Here is a 20,884-nt window from a genome sequence, read left to right as displayed (position 1 = left end):
AAACAAAGGTCTTGATTAGTAGCACCTGCAGGAATAGAACCGGTTAAGCTAGGTGCTGTTTTATCCCCACCAGAGTAGATGATTTCGATTTCAAAGTCATTATTTGGACAGCCATCTGAAATTTTATATCTACGAGTTAAAGACCAACTGCAATCATTACCCAAAAGTGATTGTCCTGCGAAAGATGCGGTCACATTTCCACAAGTGTCTGTGTAGGCATTTTCTATATTGGTTATATCCGTTGATGTCGGTGCATAGTTATTAATTGCTATTTCATTGGCACAAAAATCCAAATTAGAGATGCCAATTGGAGCAAAGCCAGTAGCGGCCTCTGTATCAGGCGAAACATTGAAACTTCTTGTAATAACTGTAGTGCCAGCTGTCCATCTGTAGGTAATTTCATATCCATTACAACGATCCTCTGTGTATGCATCAATACTAGGAATAACGGTTACAGGTCCATTACAATCATGAGCTGTCAGTATTTCCTGGACAGGGAGATTATCATTACAATTAACATCGCTTATAAATGCAGGGGTGCTATCAAATAAAGGATTTGTTGCTCCAGAAACTGTCACCGTTTGTTGACAAGTGTCTGTATTTCCGTTGTCATCTGTTGCGGTATGCGTAATGGTAGTAACACCAACAGGATAAGTATCAGAAATGGATAAACCATCACTTCGTGTGGCAGTAAAAGTTAGATTTGCAGTTAAGTCAGTTCCATAACAATTGGTATCCGTAGCTGTAGGTGTAGGAATTGTAACAGTAGCGGCACATAAGTTAGGATCTGCATTTGTTGTAATGGGATCAGGACATTGAATAACCGGAGCAGTATCTATAACATGGACAGTTAAACTACATGTGTCTGTATATATTGTTCCATCAGGGCCGGTATAGGTAGCTGTATAGACTAAAGTGTGATCACCTACAGGTAAAAATTGTGGAGGTTCAGGACCGGAAACAGTAAATTCAATACCCGAAGTACAATCACCATCAACTATAACTCCGTCAATTCCAATTTTATCAGCTAAGTTATTTCCTGATGGTTTGGTATTAGTATAAACAAATTCGTATTTAACTCTATAAGATCCTGGTTCAGTAACATTAATGTCAAGAGATATGGGGTAAGTACCTGGTGTTATGGAAGGAGAAAAATTATATGAATCTTGAACTGTTGATTGATTTCCTTCATCATCAATATAATAAACATTCAATGTATAATTACCATCTGTATATGTTACTACAATATCAGCAGTATCACTAGTGTCGAGATATAAATATGGGGTTGTAATGTAAGACTTAGGTCCGTTAGAACTAGAGAATAATTTAACATACCCTCCACCTGTACCAACACGCTGTACATAATTGAAATTCCAACAATCTTTACCTAACAAAGCTTCATTTAATGTAAAGTCCATAAAGAATGCTTTTCCATTTGAGCCATTGTCTATACATGTTTGCCCTGCAGTAGGGACAGTCCATGATTGTAAAATAGCTCCCCATTCAGAAGAGTTAGCAGGATTGTAAGTATCTGCACAAATTGTGATATCAGATTGAGGACAGTCATTAAACTGTATACAATCTAATGGGTCTTGCGCGAAATTACTTAAGCTTGTTAAAAATAAGAAACAAGTTAATATTTTTAACAAGTTTGCTTTAAAAGTACTTGTTTTCATAAGCCAATAATTGGTTAACATCAGTTTGAATAGTATTTAGGTATGTATATAAAATTATCTTACTAATTTTTTATAATCTAATTTTCTTAAAGTAGTGAGGGAAGAGTGCTATTGTTTACACTAAGACTTGCAAGAGATATTAGATTTGGGGTCATTTTATTTATTCTACACAACAAATGAACATACAGAACACTGCTTTATCAAAAAAAAATGTTAAACACCTCAAAAAAACGATAAACCGTACAGTAAAAACAGTTAATCGAGTTTATGTGTTTTTTTAGCGATAGCATGAATTTACATATGTTAATTTGTTATTGTCGAGAATTGATAATAGCTTTACTTATATTCTATAATTACATTTAATTCATTATTAATACAACAAATAAAGTGAATTTCATCGACAAAAACAACATTTTAACGATGAAAAATGCTTTTCATCGAAATTATGAAAAAAATTATAATAATAAGACATGCAAAGTCCTCGTGGGAGTTTAATGTCATCGACCATGAACGCCCGCTAAATCAGCGTGGCATCAATGATGCCAACCTTTTATCGAAGCATTTAAAAATTGACACAAGATCAATAGATTTAATCCTTTCCAGCGATTCAACGCGTACCACTCAGACGTCAAAAATCTTTATTTCAAATTTGAATTTGATCGATAAAAATTTAAAGTATATGTATGAATTGTATGATTTTGATGGTCGAGATTTAACACGTGTTATAAAATCATGCGACAATAGTGTAAATACGTTGATGGTTTTTGGACACAATCATGCGGTGACCGATTTTGTAAACACCTATGGAAATCAGTTTATTGATAATGTACCAACTAGCGGCGTGGTTATTATAGAGTTTAATATTACCGATTGGAAAGATTTGAATAAAGGAAAAACTGTGTTAACTTTATTTCCTAGAGATTTAAAAAATGATTAAAATAGCATAAATTTTAATTCATTATTATGTCCTGCAAATAGAATATATTTGCCTAAATACCAATAAAACGAATCCATGAGCATGACCAAACCCGAAGTACATACAAATAGCTACATTAACAGAGAAATAAGCTGGTTACAATTTAATGCACGGGTTTTACAGGAAGCAGAAGACGAATCGGTACCGTTAATTGAACGTTTAAGATTCTTAGGGATTTTTTCAAACAATTTAGATGAATTCTTTAAAGTGCGTTATGCCACCGTAAAACGTATTGTCGATGCTGGTAAAGCTGGTAAAAATGAGTTAGGAGGTATTCGAGCTGAGGAACTACTGGAAATCATTACGCAGATTGTAATTAAACAACAAAGCGAGAGTTTAGAAATTCTTGATATGATTCAGCAGCGTCTGGAAGATGAAGACATCCATATCATTAATGAAACCCAGATCGACGAATTGCAAAGCGAATTTATAAGACGCTATTTTCTTCGGAAAGTTAGTCCTGCGTTAGTCACCATAATTCTTAATGATTTGGTGGTTTTGCCGAATCTTAAAGATAGTGCTGCTTATCTTGCCGTACGAATGATTATGGCAAACAATCAAAAACAGTTTGCTTTAATTGAAATTCCAAAGTCTGTTAACCGGTTTATCGAATTACCAAAACAAGGGGATAAGAGTTACATTATCATGATTGATGATATGTTGCGTTACTGCTTAAAGGATATCTTCAATATTTTTGATTACAAAGAAATTTCAGCTCACATGATTAAGATTACTCGTGATGGCGAGCTGGATTTCGACAGCGATTTAAGTAAAAGTTTTATTGAAAAAGTTTCCGATAGTGTAAAGCATCGAAAAATAGGGGATCCGGTTCGATTTGTTTACGATAAAACCATTCATCAGGAGACCCTCGATTATTTAATGTCTAAAATGGGTATTGATAATACCGATAGTATTATTCCTGGTGGTCGTTATCATAACCGACGCGATTACATGAGTTTTCCTAGTTTGGGACGCACCGATTTAATGTATGATAAAATTGAAGCTTTACCAGTTAAAGGTTTAAGTCTTGAAGAAAGTATTTTCAAGGCGATTAAAAAGAAGGACTATTTAATCTATGCGCCGTATCAAACCTTTTCATATGTCGTTAAACTTTTACGTGAAGCAGCACTGGATCCAAGTGTGAAAACCATTCGAATAACCATTTATCGTTTAGCTGAAATTTCACATATTGCCAGTTCATTAATCAATGCGGCAATTAACGGGAAATCGGTAACGGTGGCTATTGAGCTTAGGGCGCGATTTGATGAGCAGGCAAATATTGCTTATGCTCAGCAAATGGAAGATGAAGGTATCAATTTAATATTCGGCGTCCAAGGGTTAAAAGTACACAGTAAAATGTGTGTGATTGAACGTGAAGAAGGTAAAAAAATAAGACGTTATGGGTTTATTAGTACCGGAAACTTTAACGAATCTACCGCTAAGATTTATACTGATTACACCTTGTTGACTTCCGATCAGCGTATTTTAAAAGATGTAAATAAAATCTTTAGTTTTTTTGAAACGAACTATAAGATTTTCAGATACAAACATTTGATTACTTCACCACACTACACGAAAAAGGCCATTTTCAAATTAATTGATAAAGAAATAGCCAATGTGAAGCAAGGTAAACCGGGATATATCAGACTTAAAATGAATAGTATTTCGAGTTACGATATGGTAGATAAGCTTTACGAAGCAAGTAATGCTGGGGTGAAAATCCAGATTATTGTTCGAGGTATTTGCTGTTTAATTCCAGGCGTGGAAGGTATGAGCGAAAACATCGAAGCGATTAGTATTGTCGATAAATTTTTAGAACACCCTAGAGTTTATATCTTCGGAAATGACGGCGATCCTAAAGTTTATATTTCTTCAGCTGACTGGATGACCAGAAATATTGATAATCGAGTAGAAGTGAGTTGCCCGATTTATGATGAAGATATTAAAAGAGAAATAATCGATACCTTTAATATTTCTTGGAACGATAATGTAAAAGCTCGCATTATTTGTGACTCACAGGAAAATAAATATCGAGTTAATGACAAGGAAAAGGTAAGATCGCAATTTGCCACTTACCAGTATTATGTAGATAAAATGAAAAACTAATATGCTTTCAATAAAAAAATACGCGGCGATAGATATAGGGTCCAATGCGGTAAGATTACTTATTTCAAACATCATTGAACGCGAAGGAAAACCAGTGAAGTTTAAAAAGAACTCGTTGGTACGTGTGCCTATTCGTCTGGGAGCCGATGTATTCGTTAATCAAAGAATTTCAAAAGAAAACACCCAGCGCATGCTCGACACCATGCTGGCGTTTAAACTACTTATGAAATCACATAAAGTAGTAAAGTATAAAGCCTGTGCAACATCGGCGATGCGAGAATCGAACAACGGTAGAAAAATTGTTGATGCTATAGCACAGCAGTCTGGTATAAAAATAGATATTATTGATGGGGAAGAGGAAGCGGCTATTATTGCAGCAACCGATTTAAATTCATACATCGATGAAAGTAAAACTTATTTGTATGTCGATGTGGGTGGTGGTAGTACCGAATTTACGGTGATTCATGAAGGAGTACAGGTAACCTCACGTTCATTCAAAATAGGTACAGTACGTTTACTAAACGATATGGTGTCTAAAGAAACATGGCAGGATTTAGAAAACTGGATAAAAATCAATACAAGTCCGTATGATATGATTTCAGTTTTAGGATCTGGTGGTAACATCAATAAGATTTTTAAAATATCCGGTAAAGCCATGGGCAAGCCGCTTTCATATTTTTACTTAACATCATATTATAATACGCTACAGAGCTATTCATATGAAGAACGTATTTCAGAATTAGATTTAAACCAAGACCGGGCAGACGTTATTATACCTGCGATGCGTATTTATTTATCGTCAATGAAGTGGAGTGGCGCTAAAAACATCTATGTTCCTAAGATTGGTTTGGCCGACGGTATTATAAAAAGTATATACTACGATACCGTTTCAAGCAATACACAGTAAAATTATGCACTTCACCTTTTAAAATTGTAAGATTTTATGTTTATCATATATATTCGTGGTACTGTAATGTAAAGCAGAAACTTTACAAGCTAAACCCATTTATTATGAAAAAAATACTACTTACAATGCTTTTGGGGGCTTCCTTTTATGGATTTTCACAAGATGTAAAATTTGGTGTAAGAGGTGGATATAATATATCTAACCTGGATTTTAAGGATACACCATTCATGGAAAATAAGCACAGAAACAGTTTTTATTTTGGTGCTTTTAGTGATATCGCATTTTCAAAAGGATTTTCGTTAGTGCCAGAGATTCAGTTTTCTGCTGAAGGCGCTAAGGATGAAACTTTAAACTTAGACTATATTCAAATGCCAATCTTCTTAAAATTTAGACTAGCTGAGAAAATTCACTTTGGTGTGGCGCCTCAGGTTGGTATAAAAGTACATAAGGAAGAAGATATGATGAAAAACTTTGCTTACTCAGGAGTAGCAGGTTTACAATATAAAATATCGTACACCTTATTTGCAGATGTACGATATACTTATGGATTCTCAAATGTGTTTGATGACGATATAAATGCTGAAGCAAAAAACACCAACATTCAAATAGGTATCGGTTATAAGTTCTAACCGTGTATGGTTTCAGATTTGCCTAAATTCGACATAATTTTGGCTTCATATTCCAGAAGTTGCTGCCATTTGGTATCAACTTCTTTTTTTTCTCCATATTTGCGGGCAAAACCTAAAAACATGGTATAATGGTTGGCTTCACTAACCATTAAGTTTCTGTAAAACTTAGCCAGTTCCTGATCTTCCAGTTCTTCCGATAATAACCTGAAACGTTCACAGCTTCTGGCTTCAATTAAAGCCGCGTAAAGTAGTCTGTGAACCAATTGCGTCGTTCTGCTTCCACCTTTAGGGAAGAATTTCATCAGTTCAATAACATAATCATCACGACGGTCGCGACCTAATGTCCAACCGCGTTCAATAATTTTATCGTGCACCATTTTAAAATGGCTGATTTCCTCTTTTACCAAAGCGGTCATTTCCTGAACGAGTTCGGTGTACTCTGGAAAACTAACAATTAACGATATGGCTGTACTTGTTGCCTTTTGCTCACAAAAGGCATGATCGGTAAGTATTTCTTTAATGTTTTTTTCTACAATATTTACCCAACGCGGGTCTGTTGGTAATTTTAATCCTAACATGTTATATCGTTTTTGGTGTCATGTTATATTCTTTAATCTCTAAGGCTCCGTTTTCATCAATATTCAAAATAAAATCTTTGTAAATTTCGGTTTCCGGTATATGAAAAGCGGTATGTATCTGAATATAATTGTCTGCAGAAGCTTCTTGGTTTATCCACACGTATTGCATAATCGCTTTATCCCAAAAGTCGGCATTCTCAAAAGTATTGAAAAGAGTTTTGTTCAAGCTTGAGTTAACAATGGACTTTTCATTTTTTGAAATCACAATATTGGCTTCAAAGTTTTTATAATGCGAATAGTTAATGGAATCGTGCTTGTTTCTTTTCGAATAAACAACCGGATTATTGTCTGTGGAATGATAATTGATTTTGACGTGAAAACCGGAGCTTAATAAAGTATCTGTAACAATTTCTACAGGCGCTTCAGGTATAAAATGCAATTCTTGACTAAAGGCTTTGAATAAGTTATCTTCTTTTAAAATAGCTTCGTTAGACATGTAAGCGCGGTCTCGGCCATCACAACTCACAAAGGCAATGATAAGTAGTGTTAGGTAAATTAATTTTTTCATGATGAAAGTATTAAATATCTAAATCGAACGTTTTTCTTAAAATGTCAATATTTGCATTTTTTTCTCTTAGCTTTTCAAATTTCTCAATAGGCGTATAAGCGTATTGCTTTTGTTTAACTTCATTAACATCGATTGATAAACTAATATCGTAATTGTTTAAAGCTTTTCTAATATACGCCAAAAGCTCGTATTGATTACGTTCGACTTCAACTTTGTTGGTTTCAGCAGGATATTCTAAATGAACTGTAGTGCCTTTAACTTTAGGAACATCCATAGCTAAAATTGAAGCTAGATTGTATTGACCTTTACTACTAATTGTAGCTGTATATTCATTCCAATAGAAAATCAAGTCTTGTTCGGTAAATGGTTCTGTTGGCAGATTTTCTTCATCAACCACGACTTCCATTTGTTTGATTTGGTGCTCTTTTTTAACCCGTAAGCTGGCAAGTGATAAACCAGATTTACGCTTATTGTCGCTTTTCAGGTCTATTTTAACCGGATGCGGAGCCTGAAAGGTATTAGTAGGGGTCTGCTTTTTGGTTTCTGAAGTTTCTACAGTTGGAGTTGTTTCAGGAACTGTAACAGGAACTGGAGAAATGCCTTTCTTTTTGAAGAATGAAGCCGGAATTATGTAATGTCTGCTATTTTTTTTTTCTCCATCAAAAGTGATAGAGGCAAGCTGCATAAGGCATAATTCAATCAGTAAGCGTTGATTCTTACTGGTTTTGTATTTTAAATCGCAGTCGTTGGCGAGATTAATGCCTTGAAGTAAAAAGGCCTGTGACGCTTTTTGCGACTGTTCTAAATATTTCTTTTTCGTTTCTTCACCAACCTCCAATAATTCAATAGTTTGTGGTGTCTTGCTCACTAATAAATCTCTAAAGTGAGAAGCCAAACCAGCAATGTAATGATGTCCGTCAAAGCCTTTTGATAAGGTGTTGTTGAATTGCAGTAATAATTCAGGAATGTTGTTCTCTAAAATTAAATCGGTACTGGTGAAATAGGTTTCGTAATCCAGTACGTTTAAATTCTCGGTTACCGCTTGTCGGGTTAAATCCTTTCCTGAAAAACTTACAACGCGATCGAAAATCGATAAGGCGTCACGCATGGCACCATCAGCTTTTTGTGCTATTATGTGAAGCGCATCGTCATCAGCTTTTACACCCTGTTCTTCGGCGATGTATTTTAAATATTCCTTAGCATCTTTCACGGTGATTCTCTTAAAATCGAAAATCTGACAACGCGATAAGATGGTTGGAATGATTTTATGTTTTTCTGTAGTCGCTAAAATGAAGATACAATGTTTAGGAGGTTCTTCTAAAGTCTTCAGAAAGGCATTAAATGCCGCCTGAGAAAGCATGTGCACCTCGTCGATAATATAGACTTTATATTTACCAACTTGTGGCGGAATACGCACTTGATCGGTTAAGCTCCTAATATCATCTACCGAGTTGTTCGATGCCGCATCGAGTTCAAAAACATTAAAAGCGAAATCTTCATCTCCAACCTCATGACCTTCGCTATTTATCATTTTAGCCAGAATACGAGCACAAGTGGTTTTACCAACCCCTCGTGGTCCTGTAAATAATAAAGCTTGCGCTAAGTGGTTATTATCAATGGCATTAAGCAAGGTGTTTGTAATGGCCTGTTGACCAACAACGTCTTTAAACGTTTGAGGTCTGTATTTACGGGCTGATACTACAAAGTGTTCCATTGATTTTTTTTGATAAACAAAGTTAAAAATTCAAGTTAAAAATATAAGAAAACCTAATAAAAATTAAACGTGAGTTATTAACAATTAATTGTACTTTTGCCGGCAAGTAGATCGCCTTATCGCTGTTTCAACTAGTGTGAAATGGAGGAAAGTCCGAACACCGTAGTGCAACATAGTGGTTAATGGCCACCGACCGAGAGGTCAGGAAAAGTGCAACAGAAAGGATGTACAGGTAATGCTGTAGTGAAATCAGGTAAACTCTATGTGGTGCAATGCCATGTATACCAACGCTTGAGGGCGGCACGTTCGATTGTTGGAGGGTAGGCAGCTAAAGTGTGCTGGTAACAGTACACTCAGATAAATGATAGGGGCTTTTATTTATAGAAGTACAGAATTCGGCTTATAGATTTACTTAAGCATAAAAAACCCTTCCGGATTCTGGAAGGGTTTTTCTTTAACTGAAAAGGATCAACACTTATTTTTTTGGATTGTAAGATAAATCAGGCCGCATTTTACCGCTAACTTCTTCAAATCGTTCCGCATAATCCATGACTTTTTTAAAGGTATCCCAGCTATCTGGTCCCAGGAGTTTTTCATTTTCTTTAGATTTAGTCGCACCGTCTATTTCATCTTTTGAAGATACAGCTACTAGGTAACAATCTTCTTGAGTACCAAACCCGTTTCTATACACGCGATAGTATTCTTTAGCATTTTTAGATTCATAAAGTTTCTTTACAGCTTCCATCCCTTCACGAACCTTTTTAGCGTTTTGCGGGGTGAAGTAAATGTAAAACCACTTACGGTAATCCTGTCCTTCTTGTGTCATGCCAAAACCTTCTGGCATATAGGATAAATCTTTTACTAAATGAATAATGTAACTGCTGTGGGAGTCGTAACACTTATCGAAATCGTCAAATAGTTTTCCAAAGTCGTCTCCCATAGCTTTCGCCATCTCGGCCAAAGGGCGTTCGTCTAATTGGGCCATATTTTCAATTTCAGAAATATAGATGTATTTTAAATCGTTAGTGGCAGCAGTTGCCCAGCTTGTTTTAACATTGTGTTTTACACATGCATCATTAAAGGCTTTGGCAACCTTTTCGTAATCCATGACTTTAGAAGGTTTCACATTGTCTTGATGTATGCGATACATTTGAGCCGAAGCTATTGTTGTAAAGGCAAATAGACATACAAATGAAACCAAAATGTGTTTTGTAGTTTTCATATTTGGTAAGGTTTTGAATTTGTGTTGAAAAAAAACGAATTATTCTTCGGGCATATCGGCTTCAGCCTCGACTTCTTCGTCAGATAAGGCGTTAGCGGCTTCTATGGCTTTTAAAATAGGTGCAGAATCGTAATAGACGTATTCTTCAACAATCTTACTGTCTATAAACCGAGCGGTTAAATGTACAGGAAGAGCGATTTTTTCACCGGATTCCATTAAGACACCGTTCCAGATGCCCCAATAGTTTACCCAGGTTTCATTATCTTTATCAATGACCATTTCAGAAAAAGAACCTTTATCCTGAAAGCCGTAAGAAGAAAAATTAACAATCATATTCTGCAGATTCGTCATGTTTTCTTCAGGTGATAATCCTTTAATGGTGTTGTGATGTATTTTGGCTGTATCGGCAAAGTTAGCTTTCCAGGCGGTCCAATCTTGTGTTTCGTAGGCTTTAATCCCTGATTTTAAAATGTCTATTTCGTGAGAAGTTTCGAAATAGCGTTGCGGTTTGTCGTTACATGCAGCTAGTAAAAGCGCAGTAAACATGATTAGAAAAAGTTTTTTCATATTTATGGTTTTTAATTGGTTAATAGGCGTTTTAAACCATAAATAAGAACAACAACGAGCTTACATCAAAAAAAGTAAAGATAGAGTCGGGAACTCAATTACTATCCTAATGTACTGAAAAAAAAAGGATTACAGAAGTAAAAACTAACTTACTTCATTTTCGAAGAAACTAAAAACGCTACTGCCATAGTTTTTAGCATAGCTAAAGTGCTTAAGTTCCGATAAATCGGTGTGTTTGGAGTGTTCGATTATTAAAACACCTTCTTCCAGAAGAAAATTGTTTTCAAAAACCAATTCAGCGATTTTAGCAAAATCTTCAACCGGAAAGTTATATGGTGGATCGGCAAAAATGATATCGGTTTGTATTGATCCTTTTTCTAAAAATTTAAACACATCACTTTTGATGGTTTGAATTGAGATGTTAAGGCTTTCAGCTGTTTGCTTTATAAACTGGATACAACCAAAATCCTGATCAACACAGGTGATTTGTGATGCACCACGTGATGCAAATTCGTAACTAATATTACCAGTTCCGGCAAATAAATCTAAAACTGAAATGCTATCAAAATAATAGGTATTGTTTAAAATATTGAATAAGGATTCCTTTGCCATATCGGTTGTTGGACGTACTGGCAATTTTTTTGGAGCAATAATTTTTCTTCCCTTAAGTGATCCTGATATAATGCGCATTAAAAACTGTTTATTAGAGTAAAATTAGAGTGATTTGTTTTTGGAGCTTCGGTATAGTTGTAATTGTCGTTTCTCGAGCCAAAGCTAACAAATCGGATGTATTTATAAGCCATATTGTATAACTCGTCGTTTTCTATGACATCTCCAAGTAATATTAATTGAAATGTTTCTGGGTTCAGGTTAAGTTGTTCGGTGGCAAACAATATATAATAAATAAAGTCTTCCTTAGTACTGTATTCGAAGGTATTGTAAAGCAGGAGTTTTGTTTTATCAACTACAATAAGCTCGAAGTGTTCTTGGGCTATATTAGCGTAAACTTTAGGTGTCTCGGCATTTTTTTCAATCAGTAAAATGTTTTCGATAAGGACAGAAGAGACATGTTTAAAGGTGAATTCGCCAAAGGTTTCGTAAATAAAGTTGTTGATGTTAATGAAAGGCACATACACATTAACGCTGTCGTTTAAAACAATATCGTCTGTCGCAATATAATCAGACTTTAAAATTTTAGCGTTAAACTTTAGGTAATCGGCCAGATGGTCTTCATCAAAAAGCGGCATGGGCACCAAATTCGATAAATCGTTATCATGAACCACAGTAATGTTATCGAAATCGTCTTGTAAATCTGGCGTGGTTTCTATGGCTTTTTTTAAATAATCGAGAAGGACCAGATAATTTAGCTTTTTCCCAAAATTAATTTCAGAAAGTAAGGTAATGGTTTGGGTATCTCTTTGTAGAATACAAAAAGAAAGTCCACTCAAACTGATTTGAATGGACAGGTCTTTATTTGTTAAAGTATATAATTCTTTATTCGCTTGCGCCATAGTTTTTAGGCCAGTTACCTGCGGTATTAACTTCTTCCATAGAACCTACTTTTAAAGCATCTCCGTTTACACCGTCAACCGAAATAACCTGGTTTTCTTGAATTACCATATCTCTATCTTGGTCAAATAAAATCACGTCTTTTTTAACTGAAGCTTCGAATACTGGAATATTAATTTTACTTTGCTCGATAAATCCAGCTTGTAATTTAAACTTAGCTCCAGGCTCACCAACAGGGACGTTCATCATCGTTTTGTAACGATCAGAGTTTTTAAATAATGAGTCTTTTACAGGAACATATCCTAAAGTATCAACAACTACAATATCTTTAAACATGGTAACCCCGTAGCGTTTTGTTTGTTCTTCATCTACAACAGACGAATCACGACGCTCGGTAATAGTGAATTCAGCTGTGTCAACAAATTTGATTAAAGCATCAAAGTTATCAGCAAATCTTCCTGTTACAGTTTTGTGTGCTAACTCAGCATCTCTAATGTCATTTAATTTCTTGATTACTTCAGCGTAACGTCTATTTTTCTCTTGATTAAATAAAATCGGCGTGTATATTGACATATAGGTTTGATAGCCTAGAAAAATAATTAATATCCAAAGTGCTATACTAATAACTGGTTTAAGCTTTGAAGGAACAAATTTGTCAATTACTTTAACCAGGACAACTGTAAGCAGAATTACTGCAAGAGCAATAAGAATAAATTTTAACATCGTTATTTTTTAATTAAAAAGTTATTAAAGGTCTTTCGCAAATCTACAATTTTTTTTTAATCGTAAAAATCTATTGAGAATAAAATCATTTCTATCTTTGAATAATTTATAATTTTTCGCCCTTAAATGACTGCATCCGAATTTTATTCTTTAGTAAAAAAACAATTCCCCTTCGAACCAACCCTAAAGCAGAGTATTGTTTTACAGCAACTTTCGGAATTTATTTTTGATGATTCACCTAACGGATTGTATTTATTGAAAGGATATGCCGGAACAGGAAAAACAACCATAATTGGTTCTATTGTAAATAATTTATGGAAGGCTAAAAAAAGTTCGGTTTTGATGGCACCAACCGGTCGCGCAGCAAAAGTAATATCTAATTATTCTGGAAGAGAGGCGTTTACTATTCATAAAAAGATATATTTCCCTAAAAAGGACAAAGGCGGAGGAGTATCGTTTGTATTACAACCTAACAAGCATAAAAATACCGTTTTTATAGTTGATGAAGCTTCCATGATTCCTGATACGCCTGGAGAATCAAAATTGTTTGAAAACGGATCCTTACTGGATGATTTAATTCAATATGTCTATTCCGGACATAAATGCAAATTGTTACTAATAGGAGATACGGCACAGTTACCACCAGTGAAACTCGATTTAAGTCCGGCTTTAAATGAAAATACGTTAGCCTTAAACTATAACAAAGAAGTAACTATAATGGAGTTGGACGAGGTAGTACGTCAGGAATTCGATTCAGGTATTTTAGCTAATGCCACAGTACTACGCGAAGCTTTGGCAAGCACATTTCACGATTATTTTAAATTCGATTTGCATGGTTTTAAGGATATTGTTCGTTTAATTGACGGGCATGAAATTATGGATGCCATAAATAGTGCTTATAGTGATTTGGGGAATGAAGAAACCACGATTATCGTTCGTAGTAATAAACGTGCTAACTTGTATAATCAGAACATAAGAAATCGCATTTTGTTTAATGAAAGCGAACTTTCTCCCGGTGATTATTTAATGGTTGTTAAGAATAATTATTTTTGGGTGAAACCAACTAGCGAAGCCGGATTTATTGCTAATGGTGACATTATTGAAGTTTTGGAAATTTTTAAAATCGAAGAACTTTATGGTTTCCGTTTTGCGGAAGTAAAAATACGCATGGTCGATTATCCTAAAATGGCACCCATCGAAACCGTCTTACTACTAGATACTATTGAAGCCGAAAGCCCATCGTTGACTTATGAAGATTCGAATAAACTCTATCAGGAAGTAATGAAGGATTTCGAAAATGAAACTAGCAACTACCGAAAATTTTTAAAAGTGAAAGGTAGTAAACATTTTAATGCCTTACAGGTGAAATTCTCTTATGCCATTACTTGTCATAAATCGCAGGGAGGTCAGTGGAATACGGTTTTCGTCGAACAACCCTATTTGCCGAATGGTATTGATACCGATTATTTACGTTGGTTATATACAGCAGTAACACGAGCAAAAGAAAAATTGTATCTTATAGGCTTTAAAGATGATTTCTTTGAGGAATAGTTTTTTGATATGTTTTTATTATGACAATAGATTCCATTATTAGTGTTTGTTTAGGTGTTGGTTTGGCTGCTTCGGTGGGTTTCCGAGTGTTTTTACCTTTATTTACGTTAAGTGTAGCGGCTTACTTTAACGTTTGGGAGCTTAACGAGTCCTGGCAATGGGTGGGTAGCTCAACAGCGATAATCACGTTAGGTGTTGCTACTATTGTTGAGATTTTTGCTTATTTTATTCCGTATGTCGATAATGCTTTAGATAGTATTGCGGTGCCTTTAGCAGCTTTGGCAGGAACAGCAGTGATGCTTTCAACCGTTGCCGATTTAAGCCCGGTTGTTACTTGGGCATTGGCCATTATAGCTGGTGGCGGAACAGCTGCAGCGATTTCTGGTTCTTCAGGAACCACGCGATTAGCATCTACAGCTACGACAGGTGGTTTAGCAAATCCGGTAGTCTCGACTATAGAAACAGGCACATCGATGGTTATGTCTGTGCTATCTATTTTTGTTCCTGTGTTAGCCTTTTTATTCGTAATTTTAATTATGTTTTTCATATTTAAACTCTATAAAAAGTTTAGTCGCTCCAAAGCTTCAAATCGATAATAAAAATTCTATTTTTGTCGTATAATTTCAGAATATAAATAAAAACTAAACTTCTGAAAGCAGATATTAATAATACACGAATGAAGATAATTTCAATGATTCCGGCACGTTACAGTGCTTCCCGTTTTCCAGGTAAACTTATGCAAGACTTAGCAGGAAAACCTGTTATTCTTAGAACTTACGAAGCAACTATGGCTACAGGTTTGTTTGATGATGTGTTTGTGGTTACCGATAGTGACATTATTTACAACGAAATTGTAAATAATGGAGGTAAGGCAATTATGAGTAAAAAGGAACACGAGTGTGGAAGTGACCGAATTGCGGAAGCCGTTGAAGATATGGACATCGATATTGTTATTAATGTTCAGGGTGATGAACCGTTTACCGATAAAGAATCTTTGTCAAAATTAATTAATGTTTTTAAAGACGATCACGAAAAAAAAATAGATTTAGCGTCTTTAATGGTGCATATCACCGAAGAAGAGGATATAAATAACCCGAATACTGTTAAGGTGGTTTTAGACCATTTTAACTTTGCTTTATATTTTTCTCGTAGCCCGATTCCTTTTCATAGAGATCAAACGGTGGATGTAAAGTATTATAAACACAAAGGAGTTTATGCCTTTAGAAAAGAAGCTATTCTTGACTTTTACCGCTTACCAATGCTAACATTAGAAGCTTCGGAAAAATTAGAACAGCTACGTTATTTAGAATATGGTAAGCGTATTAAAATGGTAGAAACCGATGTTGAAGGTGTAGAAATTGATACGCCTGAAGATTTAGCTCGTGCGCAAAAACAATGGAAGTAAATTACCAAAACATAAAAGTTATTGGCTTCGATGCCGACGATACTCTTTGGGTAAATGAAACCTATTTTAGAGAAGCCGAAACAACGTTTGGCAATTTATTATCGGAGTACGAAACCTTAAATAAATTAGATCAGGAGCTATTTAAAAAAGAGATTGATAATTTACCACTTTATGGTTACGGTGTAAAAGCTTTCGTCCTGTCTATGGTTGAAAGTGCTTTAGAGCAATCGAACTACGATGTGTCTCCAAAAACGATTGAAGCTATTTTAAATATTGGTAAAGATATGCTTAACAAACCTGTAGAACTGCTTGATGGTGTGGAAGAGGTGTTAGAGGTACTATCTAAAAAGTACCGTTTAATTCTTGCTACAAAAGGCGATTTGTTAGATCAGGAGCGTAAACTTGAAAAATCGGGATTAACTAAATATTTTCATCATATAGAAGTTTTAAGTGATAAGAAAGAGGCCAACTATTCAAAGCTTTTAAATCACTTAGATATTAATCCATCAGAGTTTTTAATGGTTGGAAATTCGTTAAAATCAGATGTACTACCCTTGGTTAATATAAAAGCGCATGCTGTTCATGTACCATTTCATACCACTTGGGCACACGAGCAAGTCTCTGAAAAAGAAACAAATGGTAAAAATTATAAGACTATTAGTAGTTTAAAGGAACTAATTACACTTTTAAACTAAATTTATTTTGTGTTAAAATTCATAAAATCAAGTGCGATTTTATGAGGTAAATTTTAAAATTACCTTATTTTTGAATTTCGAAAAAGAAAGCATATTAGATGAGTTATAAAAACTTTCCAATGGTGCCAAGAGTTATTTTTGGTCGCGGTAGTTTCAATCAGTTAAATGATATTTTAGAGCCAAAGCGTTTAAATTCAAAAGCTCCATTTATTTATTTAGTAGACGATGTATTTAAAAGCAATACTTGGTTAACCTCTAGAATTCCTTTAGCTTACGACGATAGAATAATTTTTATCTCAGCTGCCGAAGAGCCTAAAACATCTCAGGTTGATGAATTGGTTGAAGATATTATACTCACTACAAAAGAACGTCCTTCAGGAATTATTGGTATAGGAGGAGGAACCCTTTTAGATTTGGCCAAGGCAGTTTCCATTATGTTAACGAATGAGGGGGAGGCAAAAGACTACCAAGGGTGGGATTTAGTAAAAAATGAAGCTATTTACCATGTTGGAATTCCTACGATTTCAGGTACAGGAGCCGAAGTGTCCAGAACAACGGTGCTTACCGGTCCAGAAAAAAAGTTAGGAATCAACTCCGATTTTACTCCGTTTGACCAGGTCGTTTTAGATTCGGAATTAACTCAAGGCATTACAAAAGAACAGTGGTTTTACACAGGAATGGATTGTTATATTCATTGTATAGAATCCTTAGAAGGTTCATATTTAAATGCCTTTAGTCAAAGTTATGGTGAGAAGGCTTACGATTTATGTAAAGAAATTTTCCTTGATAATAATTTAACTGAAGAAGAATCTCAGGAAAAACTCATGATGGCCTCTTGGCATGGCGGCATGAGTATTGCCTATTCTCAGGTAGGTGTGGCGCATGCCATGAGTTATGGATTGGCTTATTTATTAGGAACGAAACACGGTATAGGCAATTGTATTGTCTTCGATCATTTGGAAGAATTTTATCCAGAAGGCGTGAAGCTTTTCAAGGAGATGAAAGCGAAGCATAACATCGAATTGCCTCAAGGTATTTGTGCCAATTTAACAGATGAAGAATTTGATGTTATGATTAATGTTTCACTAGGAATGGCACCACTCTGGGAGAATGCTTTAGGTAAAAATTGGAAAAACATTATGACACCGGAAAAACTAAAAAGTTTATACCAAAAAATGTAGTAAAAATTTTGTTAAACAGAGATTTAATCTCCTGGTTTGGCACAGATTTTGAATTTTACTATATGTGTGGTTGTAATGAAACATAAAGTAAACAATTATTTGTCCCTAAAAAGAAACATTTAAAATCTACATACAAAAAAAGCGACTTTAATTAAAGTCGCTTTTTTGATTTAATAAGGTTGTTTATTTTATTTCTTTTAAAGCATTATCAATCAAAGTTTTTAAATGTTGTTTATGGGCTCTTGAAGAAATATCACCGCCAGAACTCGTCATTCCTTTAATAGCATTTAAATTATATAAAGCCATGGATTGCGCTAAATTAGAATATTTAGAACCTTGCTTATTCGTTAAAATTCCAATCAGCATGTTTGTGTATTCTAATTGCAAATTTTGTCTGAATGAATTCACGTTTCCAGAGATATCCGATTTAAAAATAGCATTATTTAAATCGCTCATCATAGTTGAAAGTGTATATTTATTACCATATAATTCAGAGTCTGAAATTCTTTGTAATGTGTTATAATGTAATAAATGACTTAAAACAGCTTTTTGATATCCTAAAACCTGTTCGTGAATTTTCGGGTCTTCTGGTGTTCTAAAGTTGAAACCACGACGTTGCATAGCTAAATAATTGTATAAATCGTTAGGCGCATCAAAAGCATCAGGAGCAAACACATAGGTGCTCAAGGCATTCATAGCACGCTTTTGGTCATCCAAGCTTACGGGGGTGTAAGGTTGTTTTTCACCTTCCTGACCTACCATTGAACGTTCAACATAAACACCACCAATAAATCTTGAAATGGTATTGGCAGCAGATCCTTTCTGGCTGGAAAGGAGGTAGTAAACGCGACGAAGTTCCTGGTAAGATTCACCGGTAGTACTGAAATTGATTTTAAGATCTTTCATTAAATTGTTAGACAATTCAATTCTATCTATAGCCCATTTAATTTGATCGTTAGATTGATCACCAGTATTTACACGAGGGTCAATAGCTTTTCCTGGTGAACGCATATCATCCGCGTCATTTCCAAAGATGTGTTCCGGTTTAGTAGATTCATTTAATAACGCCTGACGCTCAGCTTCTGTTTTAAAAGGTTTGTATCCTAGTTGAATAGCCCAAATATCGTATGGCCCAACGGCAACATCATCATACTGTCCTTGCTTGCTTCGATCTTTAGTAACGTTTAACGCCGCATAATCCATAACCGAAGCTGTTAAACATTTACCTTTTATAAAATCGGGATCGTTTAATTGTTCAGGTGAGAATAACTGACTGGCTTTCATATTATGGTTTAAACCAAGTGTATGCCCAACTTCGTGCATAATTAAAGCTGTCATAGACTCTTTTTTTATGCGCTCTAATTCAAAGTCTGATGCTCCGGCAGCTTCTGCAACAGAGCTGGCAAACATCATTTCATCATGTAATTCATCGCCTAAAAAACAATAGGTATGGTCATTAGAATTTGAAGTTAAATTTTCAAAAGATTTTGTTGAAGAGGTTAATTCATAAACTTTATCGTAGAACACACGGTTAGAAAAATGAGCAAATTCCAACATAATGTCAGCCCCTAAAATTTGACCAGTTCTTGGGTTAACAAAACTAGGACCGTAACCTCCGAAAGGCGGTTCTGGAGACGATGTCCAGCGTAAAACGTTATAGCGAATATCACCGGCATCCCAAGTGGCATCATCAGGTTGCACTTTTACAACCATTGCGTTTTTAAATCCTGCCTTTTCAAAGGCTTTGTTCCATTGCAAAACACCTTCTTTAATCGTTTCTCGCCATTCTAAAGGCGTTGAGTTTTCAATCCACCAGGTTATCGGTTCAATAGGTTCCGATAATTCTAATTCCGGATTCTTTTTAATTAAATTCCAGCGGTGAATTAAATCGCGATACGGTGTTGAACTTGCTGAAGTTTTATCGTCTACCTCAGTAGTAAAATATCCAACTCGCGGATCGTCAAACCTTGGTTCGAAATCATTTTCAGGCATGGCAATTAAACTGTGATAGACTTTAATGCTTACGTTTCTTCCATCTGCAACGGCATTCGATCCGCCGTTTAACACCGAAGGTTGAGAGTAAACATATTCAACTTCCATGTTGGTATTCTCCGGGTAATTATTAATACCTAATATTTTGGTCTTCGACTTATCTAAATTTCCAATTTTAAACTCAGTAGGAGAGGCTCCGGGTCTTGAAGGATTTTTAATTTGAGAAAAGGTTTCGGCTAAGAATAAATTATCAGCATCAATTAAATAAAGTTTCTTGTCCTTATCGTAGGCCGCAATTTCTATGCTAGCCATATTGCCATCACTAATGTTAGCATCCTTCGATTTTGATAACGGGTTTTCAGGATCGAAATAAAACGATGTGTTTTGAGTAATGAATTCTATTTTATTGAAATATTTTTCAACTTTAAAAACCTTAGAGCCTTGATATATACCTCTCATAGCTCTTCCGGCATCCATGACACCATTTGAAATCTGACTAAAGTAAATAAATTCCTTTCCTATTTGATCTTCAGAAATAAGCATTTGCAAAGACCCTTTAATCGTGTCCTGATAAATTTTAAACAAACCATCGATTTCCTTACTCGACTTTACGAGTTCTTCAATGGTTTTGTCTTTGCTTTTTTTAGGAGCTTCGGCGACAACTTCGGTGTCAGCGTTCTTTTTCTTTTTTTTCTTGTTTTGCGCTTCTAGTATTGAAGTGTTCAAGAAACATAACGATGCCAATGCAATACAGGCATAATAGGGTAGTGTTAGTTTGTGCTTCTTCATTATTTGATTATTATTTCAATAGTTTGAAGCTAAAAATACCCAATATATAGTTTAACAATTCTTATAAAAACGTTAAAATAGTTTTTAACAGTGAAT

The 20,884-nt window shown here is 35.0% G+C and carries 19 protein-coding genes and 1 other RNA gene; 10 read left to right on the top strand and 10 right to left on the bottom strand.

Annotation, left to right across the window (positions count from 1 at the left end; genetic code table 11):
• The coding region (locus ICJ84_RS06060; RefSeq protein ID WP_188215486.1) for an HYR domain-containing protein at positions 1–1,394 on the bottom strand (1,394 nt) is incomplete at its 3' end.
• 727 nt (positions 1,395–2,121) lie between these two features.
• Between ICJ84_RS06060 and ICJ84_RS06055 the strand changes: the two genes are divergently transcribed.
• The 4 genes from ICJ84_RS06055 (at position 2,122) to ICJ84_RS06040 (ending at position 6,294) form a co-directional block, all read left to right on the top strand.
• A complete protein-coding gene (locus ICJ84_RS06055) occupies positions 2,122–2,613 on the top strand; it encodes a SixA phosphatase family protein (RefSeq protein ID WP_188215485.1) in 492 nt (163 codons plus the stop codon).
• Positions 2,614–2,694: 81 nt separating this feature from the next.
• Positions 2,695–4,758, top strand: coding sequence for a polyphosphate kinase 1 (ppk1, locus tag ICJ84_RS06050; RefSeq protein ID WP_188215484.1), 2,064 nt, complete (start codon positions 2,695–2,697; stop codon positions 4,756–4,758).
• A 1-nt stretch (position 4,759) separates the two neighbouring features.
• Positions 4,760–5,665 (top strand): Ppx/GppA phosphatase family protein, encoded by a 906-nt coding sequence (locus tag ICJ84_RS06045; RefSeq protein WP_188215483.1) that lies wholly within the window; start codon positions 4,760–4,762, stop codon positions 5,663–5,665.
• Positions 5,666–5,769: 104 nt separating this feature from the next.
• Positions 5,770–6,294 carry a porin family protein gene (locus tag ICJ84_RS06040; protein WP_188215482.1) on the top strand — a complete coding sequence of 175 codons (525 nt, stop codon included), beginning with the start codon at positions 5,770–5,772 and terminating at the stop codon, positions 6,292–6,294.
• Here the strand turns inward: ICJ84_RS06040 and miaE are convergent.
• From miaE to dnaX, 3 genes are read right to left on the bottom strand one after another with little or no spacing between them, the layout of a single operon-like run.
• Positions 6,291–6,872, bottom strand: a complete 582-nt coding sequence (gene miaE, locus ICJ84_RS06035; protein ID WP_188215481.1) for a tRNA-(ms[2]io[6]A)-hydroxylase — start codon at positions 6,870–6,872, stop codon at positions 6,291–6,293. The genes ICJ84_RS06040 and miaE overlap by 4 nt on opposite strands.
• Before the next feature lies 1 nt (position 6,873).
• Positions 6,874–7,440 carry a hypothetical protein gene (locus ICJ84_RS06030; RefSeq protein ID WP_188215480.1) on the bottom strand — a complete coding sequence of 189 codons (567 nt, stop codon included), beginning with the start codon at positions 7,438–7,440 and terminating at the stop codon, positions 6,874–6,876.
• A 10-nt stretch (positions 7,441–7,450) separates the two neighbouring features.
• Positions 7,451–9,154, bottom strand: a complete 1,704-nt coding sequence (gene dnaX / locus ICJ84_RS06025) for a DNA polymerase III subunit gamma/tau (RefSeq protein WP_188215479.1) — start codon at positions 9,152–9,154, stop codon at positions 7,451–7,453.
• A 103-nt stretch (positions 9,155–9,257) separates the two neighbouring features.
• Here dnaX and rnpB point away from each other — a divergent pair.
• Positions 9,258–9,573: RNase P RNA component class A (gene rnpB, locus ICJ84_RS06020), an RNA gene on the top strand.
• A gap of 56 nt (positions 9,574–9,629) precedes the next feature.
• Here rnpB and ICJ84_RS06015 read toward each other — a convergent pair.
• The 5 genes from ICJ84_RS06015 to ICJ84_RS05995 all read right to left on the bottom strand — a co-directional run bounded on the left by ICJ84_RS06015 (position 9,630) and on the right by ICJ84_RS05995 (position 13,175).
• Positions 9,630–10,376, bottom strand: a complete 747-nt coding sequence (locus ICJ84_RS06015; RefSeq protein ID WP_188215478.1) for a hypothetical protein — start codon at positions 10,374–10,376, stop codon at positions 9,630–9,632.
• A gap of 39 nt (positions 10,377–10,415) precedes the next feature.
• The gene (locus tag ICJ84_RS06010; protein WP_188215477.1) at positions 10,416–10,943 is read right to left on the bottom strand and encodes a nuclear transport factor 2 family protein; all 528 of its coding nucleotides are present in this window, start codon (positions 10,941–10,943) and stop codon (positions 10,416–10,418) included.
• A 144-nt stretch (positions 10,944–11,087) separates the two neighbouring features.
• A complete protein-coding gene (rsmD, locus tag ICJ84_RS06005; protein ID WP_188215476.1) occupies positions 11,088–11,633 on the bottom strand; it encodes a 16S rRNA (guanine(966)-N(2))-methyltransferase RsmD in 546 nt (181 codons plus the stop codon).
• Positions 11,633–12,454, bottom strand: a complete 822-nt coding sequence (locus ICJ84_RS06000) for a DUF3822 family protein (protein ID WP_188215475.1) — start codon at positions 12,452–12,454, stop codon at positions 11,633–11,635. The genes rsmD and ICJ84_RS06000 overlap by 1 nt, the downstream gene beginning before the upstream one ends.
• On the bottom strand, positions 12,438–13,175 hold the full coding sequence (locus ICJ84_RS05995) for a hypothetical protein (RefSeq protein WP_188215474.1): 738 nt from the start codon (positions 13,173–13,175) through the stop codon (positions 12,438–12,440). The genes ICJ84_RS06000 and ICJ84_RS05995 overlap by 17 nt, the downstream gene beginning before the upstream one ends.
• A 126-nt stretch (positions 13,176–13,301) precedes the next feature.
• Between ICJ84_RS05995 and ICJ84_RS05990 the strand changes: the two genes are divergently transcribed.
• From ICJ84_RS05990 to ICJ84_RS05970, 5 genes are all read left to right on the top strand, one after another.
• A complete protein-coding gene (locus ICJ84_RS05990) occupies positions 13,302–14,726 on the top strand; it encodes an ATP-dependent DNA helicase (protein WP_188215473.1) in 1,425 nt (474 codons plus the stop codon).
• Between the two features lie 20 nt (positions 14,727–14,746).
• Complete coding sequence (locus tag ICJ84_RS05985; RefSeq protein WP_188215472.1) at positions 14,747–15,322, top strand: DUF4126 domain-containing protein; 576 nt, start codon at positions 14,747–14,749, stop codon at positions 15,320–15,322.
• Between the two features lie 80 nt (positions 15,323–15,402).
• Positions 15,403–16,131 carry a 3-deoxy-manno-octulosonate cytidylyltransferase gene (kdsB, locus tag ICJ84_RS05980; RefSeq protein ID WP_241748705.1) on the top strand — a complete coding sequence of 243 codons (729 nt, stop codon included), beginning with the start codon at positions 15,403–15,405 and terminating at the stop codon, positions 16,129–16,131.
• On the top strand, positions 16,122–16,826 hold the full coding sequence (locus tag ICJ84_RS05975; protein ID WP_188215471.1) for an HAD family hydrolase: 705 nt from the start codon (positions 16,122–16,124) through the stop codon (positions 16,824–16,826). The genes kdsB and ICJ84_RS05975 overlap by 10 nt, the downstream gene beginning before the upstream one ends.
• A gap of 98 nt (positions 16,827–16,924) precedes the next feature.
• The gene (locus tag ICJ84_RS05970) at positions 16,925–18,007 is read left to right on the top strand and encodes an iron-containing alcohol dehydrogenase family protein (protein WP_188215470.1); all 1,083 of its coding nucleotides are present in this window, start codon (positions 16,925–16,927) and stop codon (positions 18,005–18,007) included.
• Between the two features lie 183 nt (positions 18,008–18,190).
• Here the strand turns inward: ICJ84_RS05970 and ICJ84_RS05965 are convergent, their stop codons facing one another.
• On the bottom strand, positions 18,191–20,788 hold the full coding sequence (locus tag ICJ84_RS05965) for a zinc-dependent metalloprotease (protein ID WP_188215469.1): 2,598 nt from the start codon (positions 20,786–20,788) through the stop codon (positions 18,191–18,193).
• Positions 20,789–20,884 lie beyond the last annotated feature (96 nt).

Origin of the sequence: Aestuariibaculum suncheonense, from assembly GCF_014596935.1 — a bacterium.
Lineage (GTDB): Bacteria > Bacteroidota > Bacteroidia > Flavobacteriales > Flavobacteriaceae > Aestuariibaculum > Aestuariibaculum suncheonense.
This window is presented reverse-complemented; position numbering and strand designations above follow the sequence as displayed.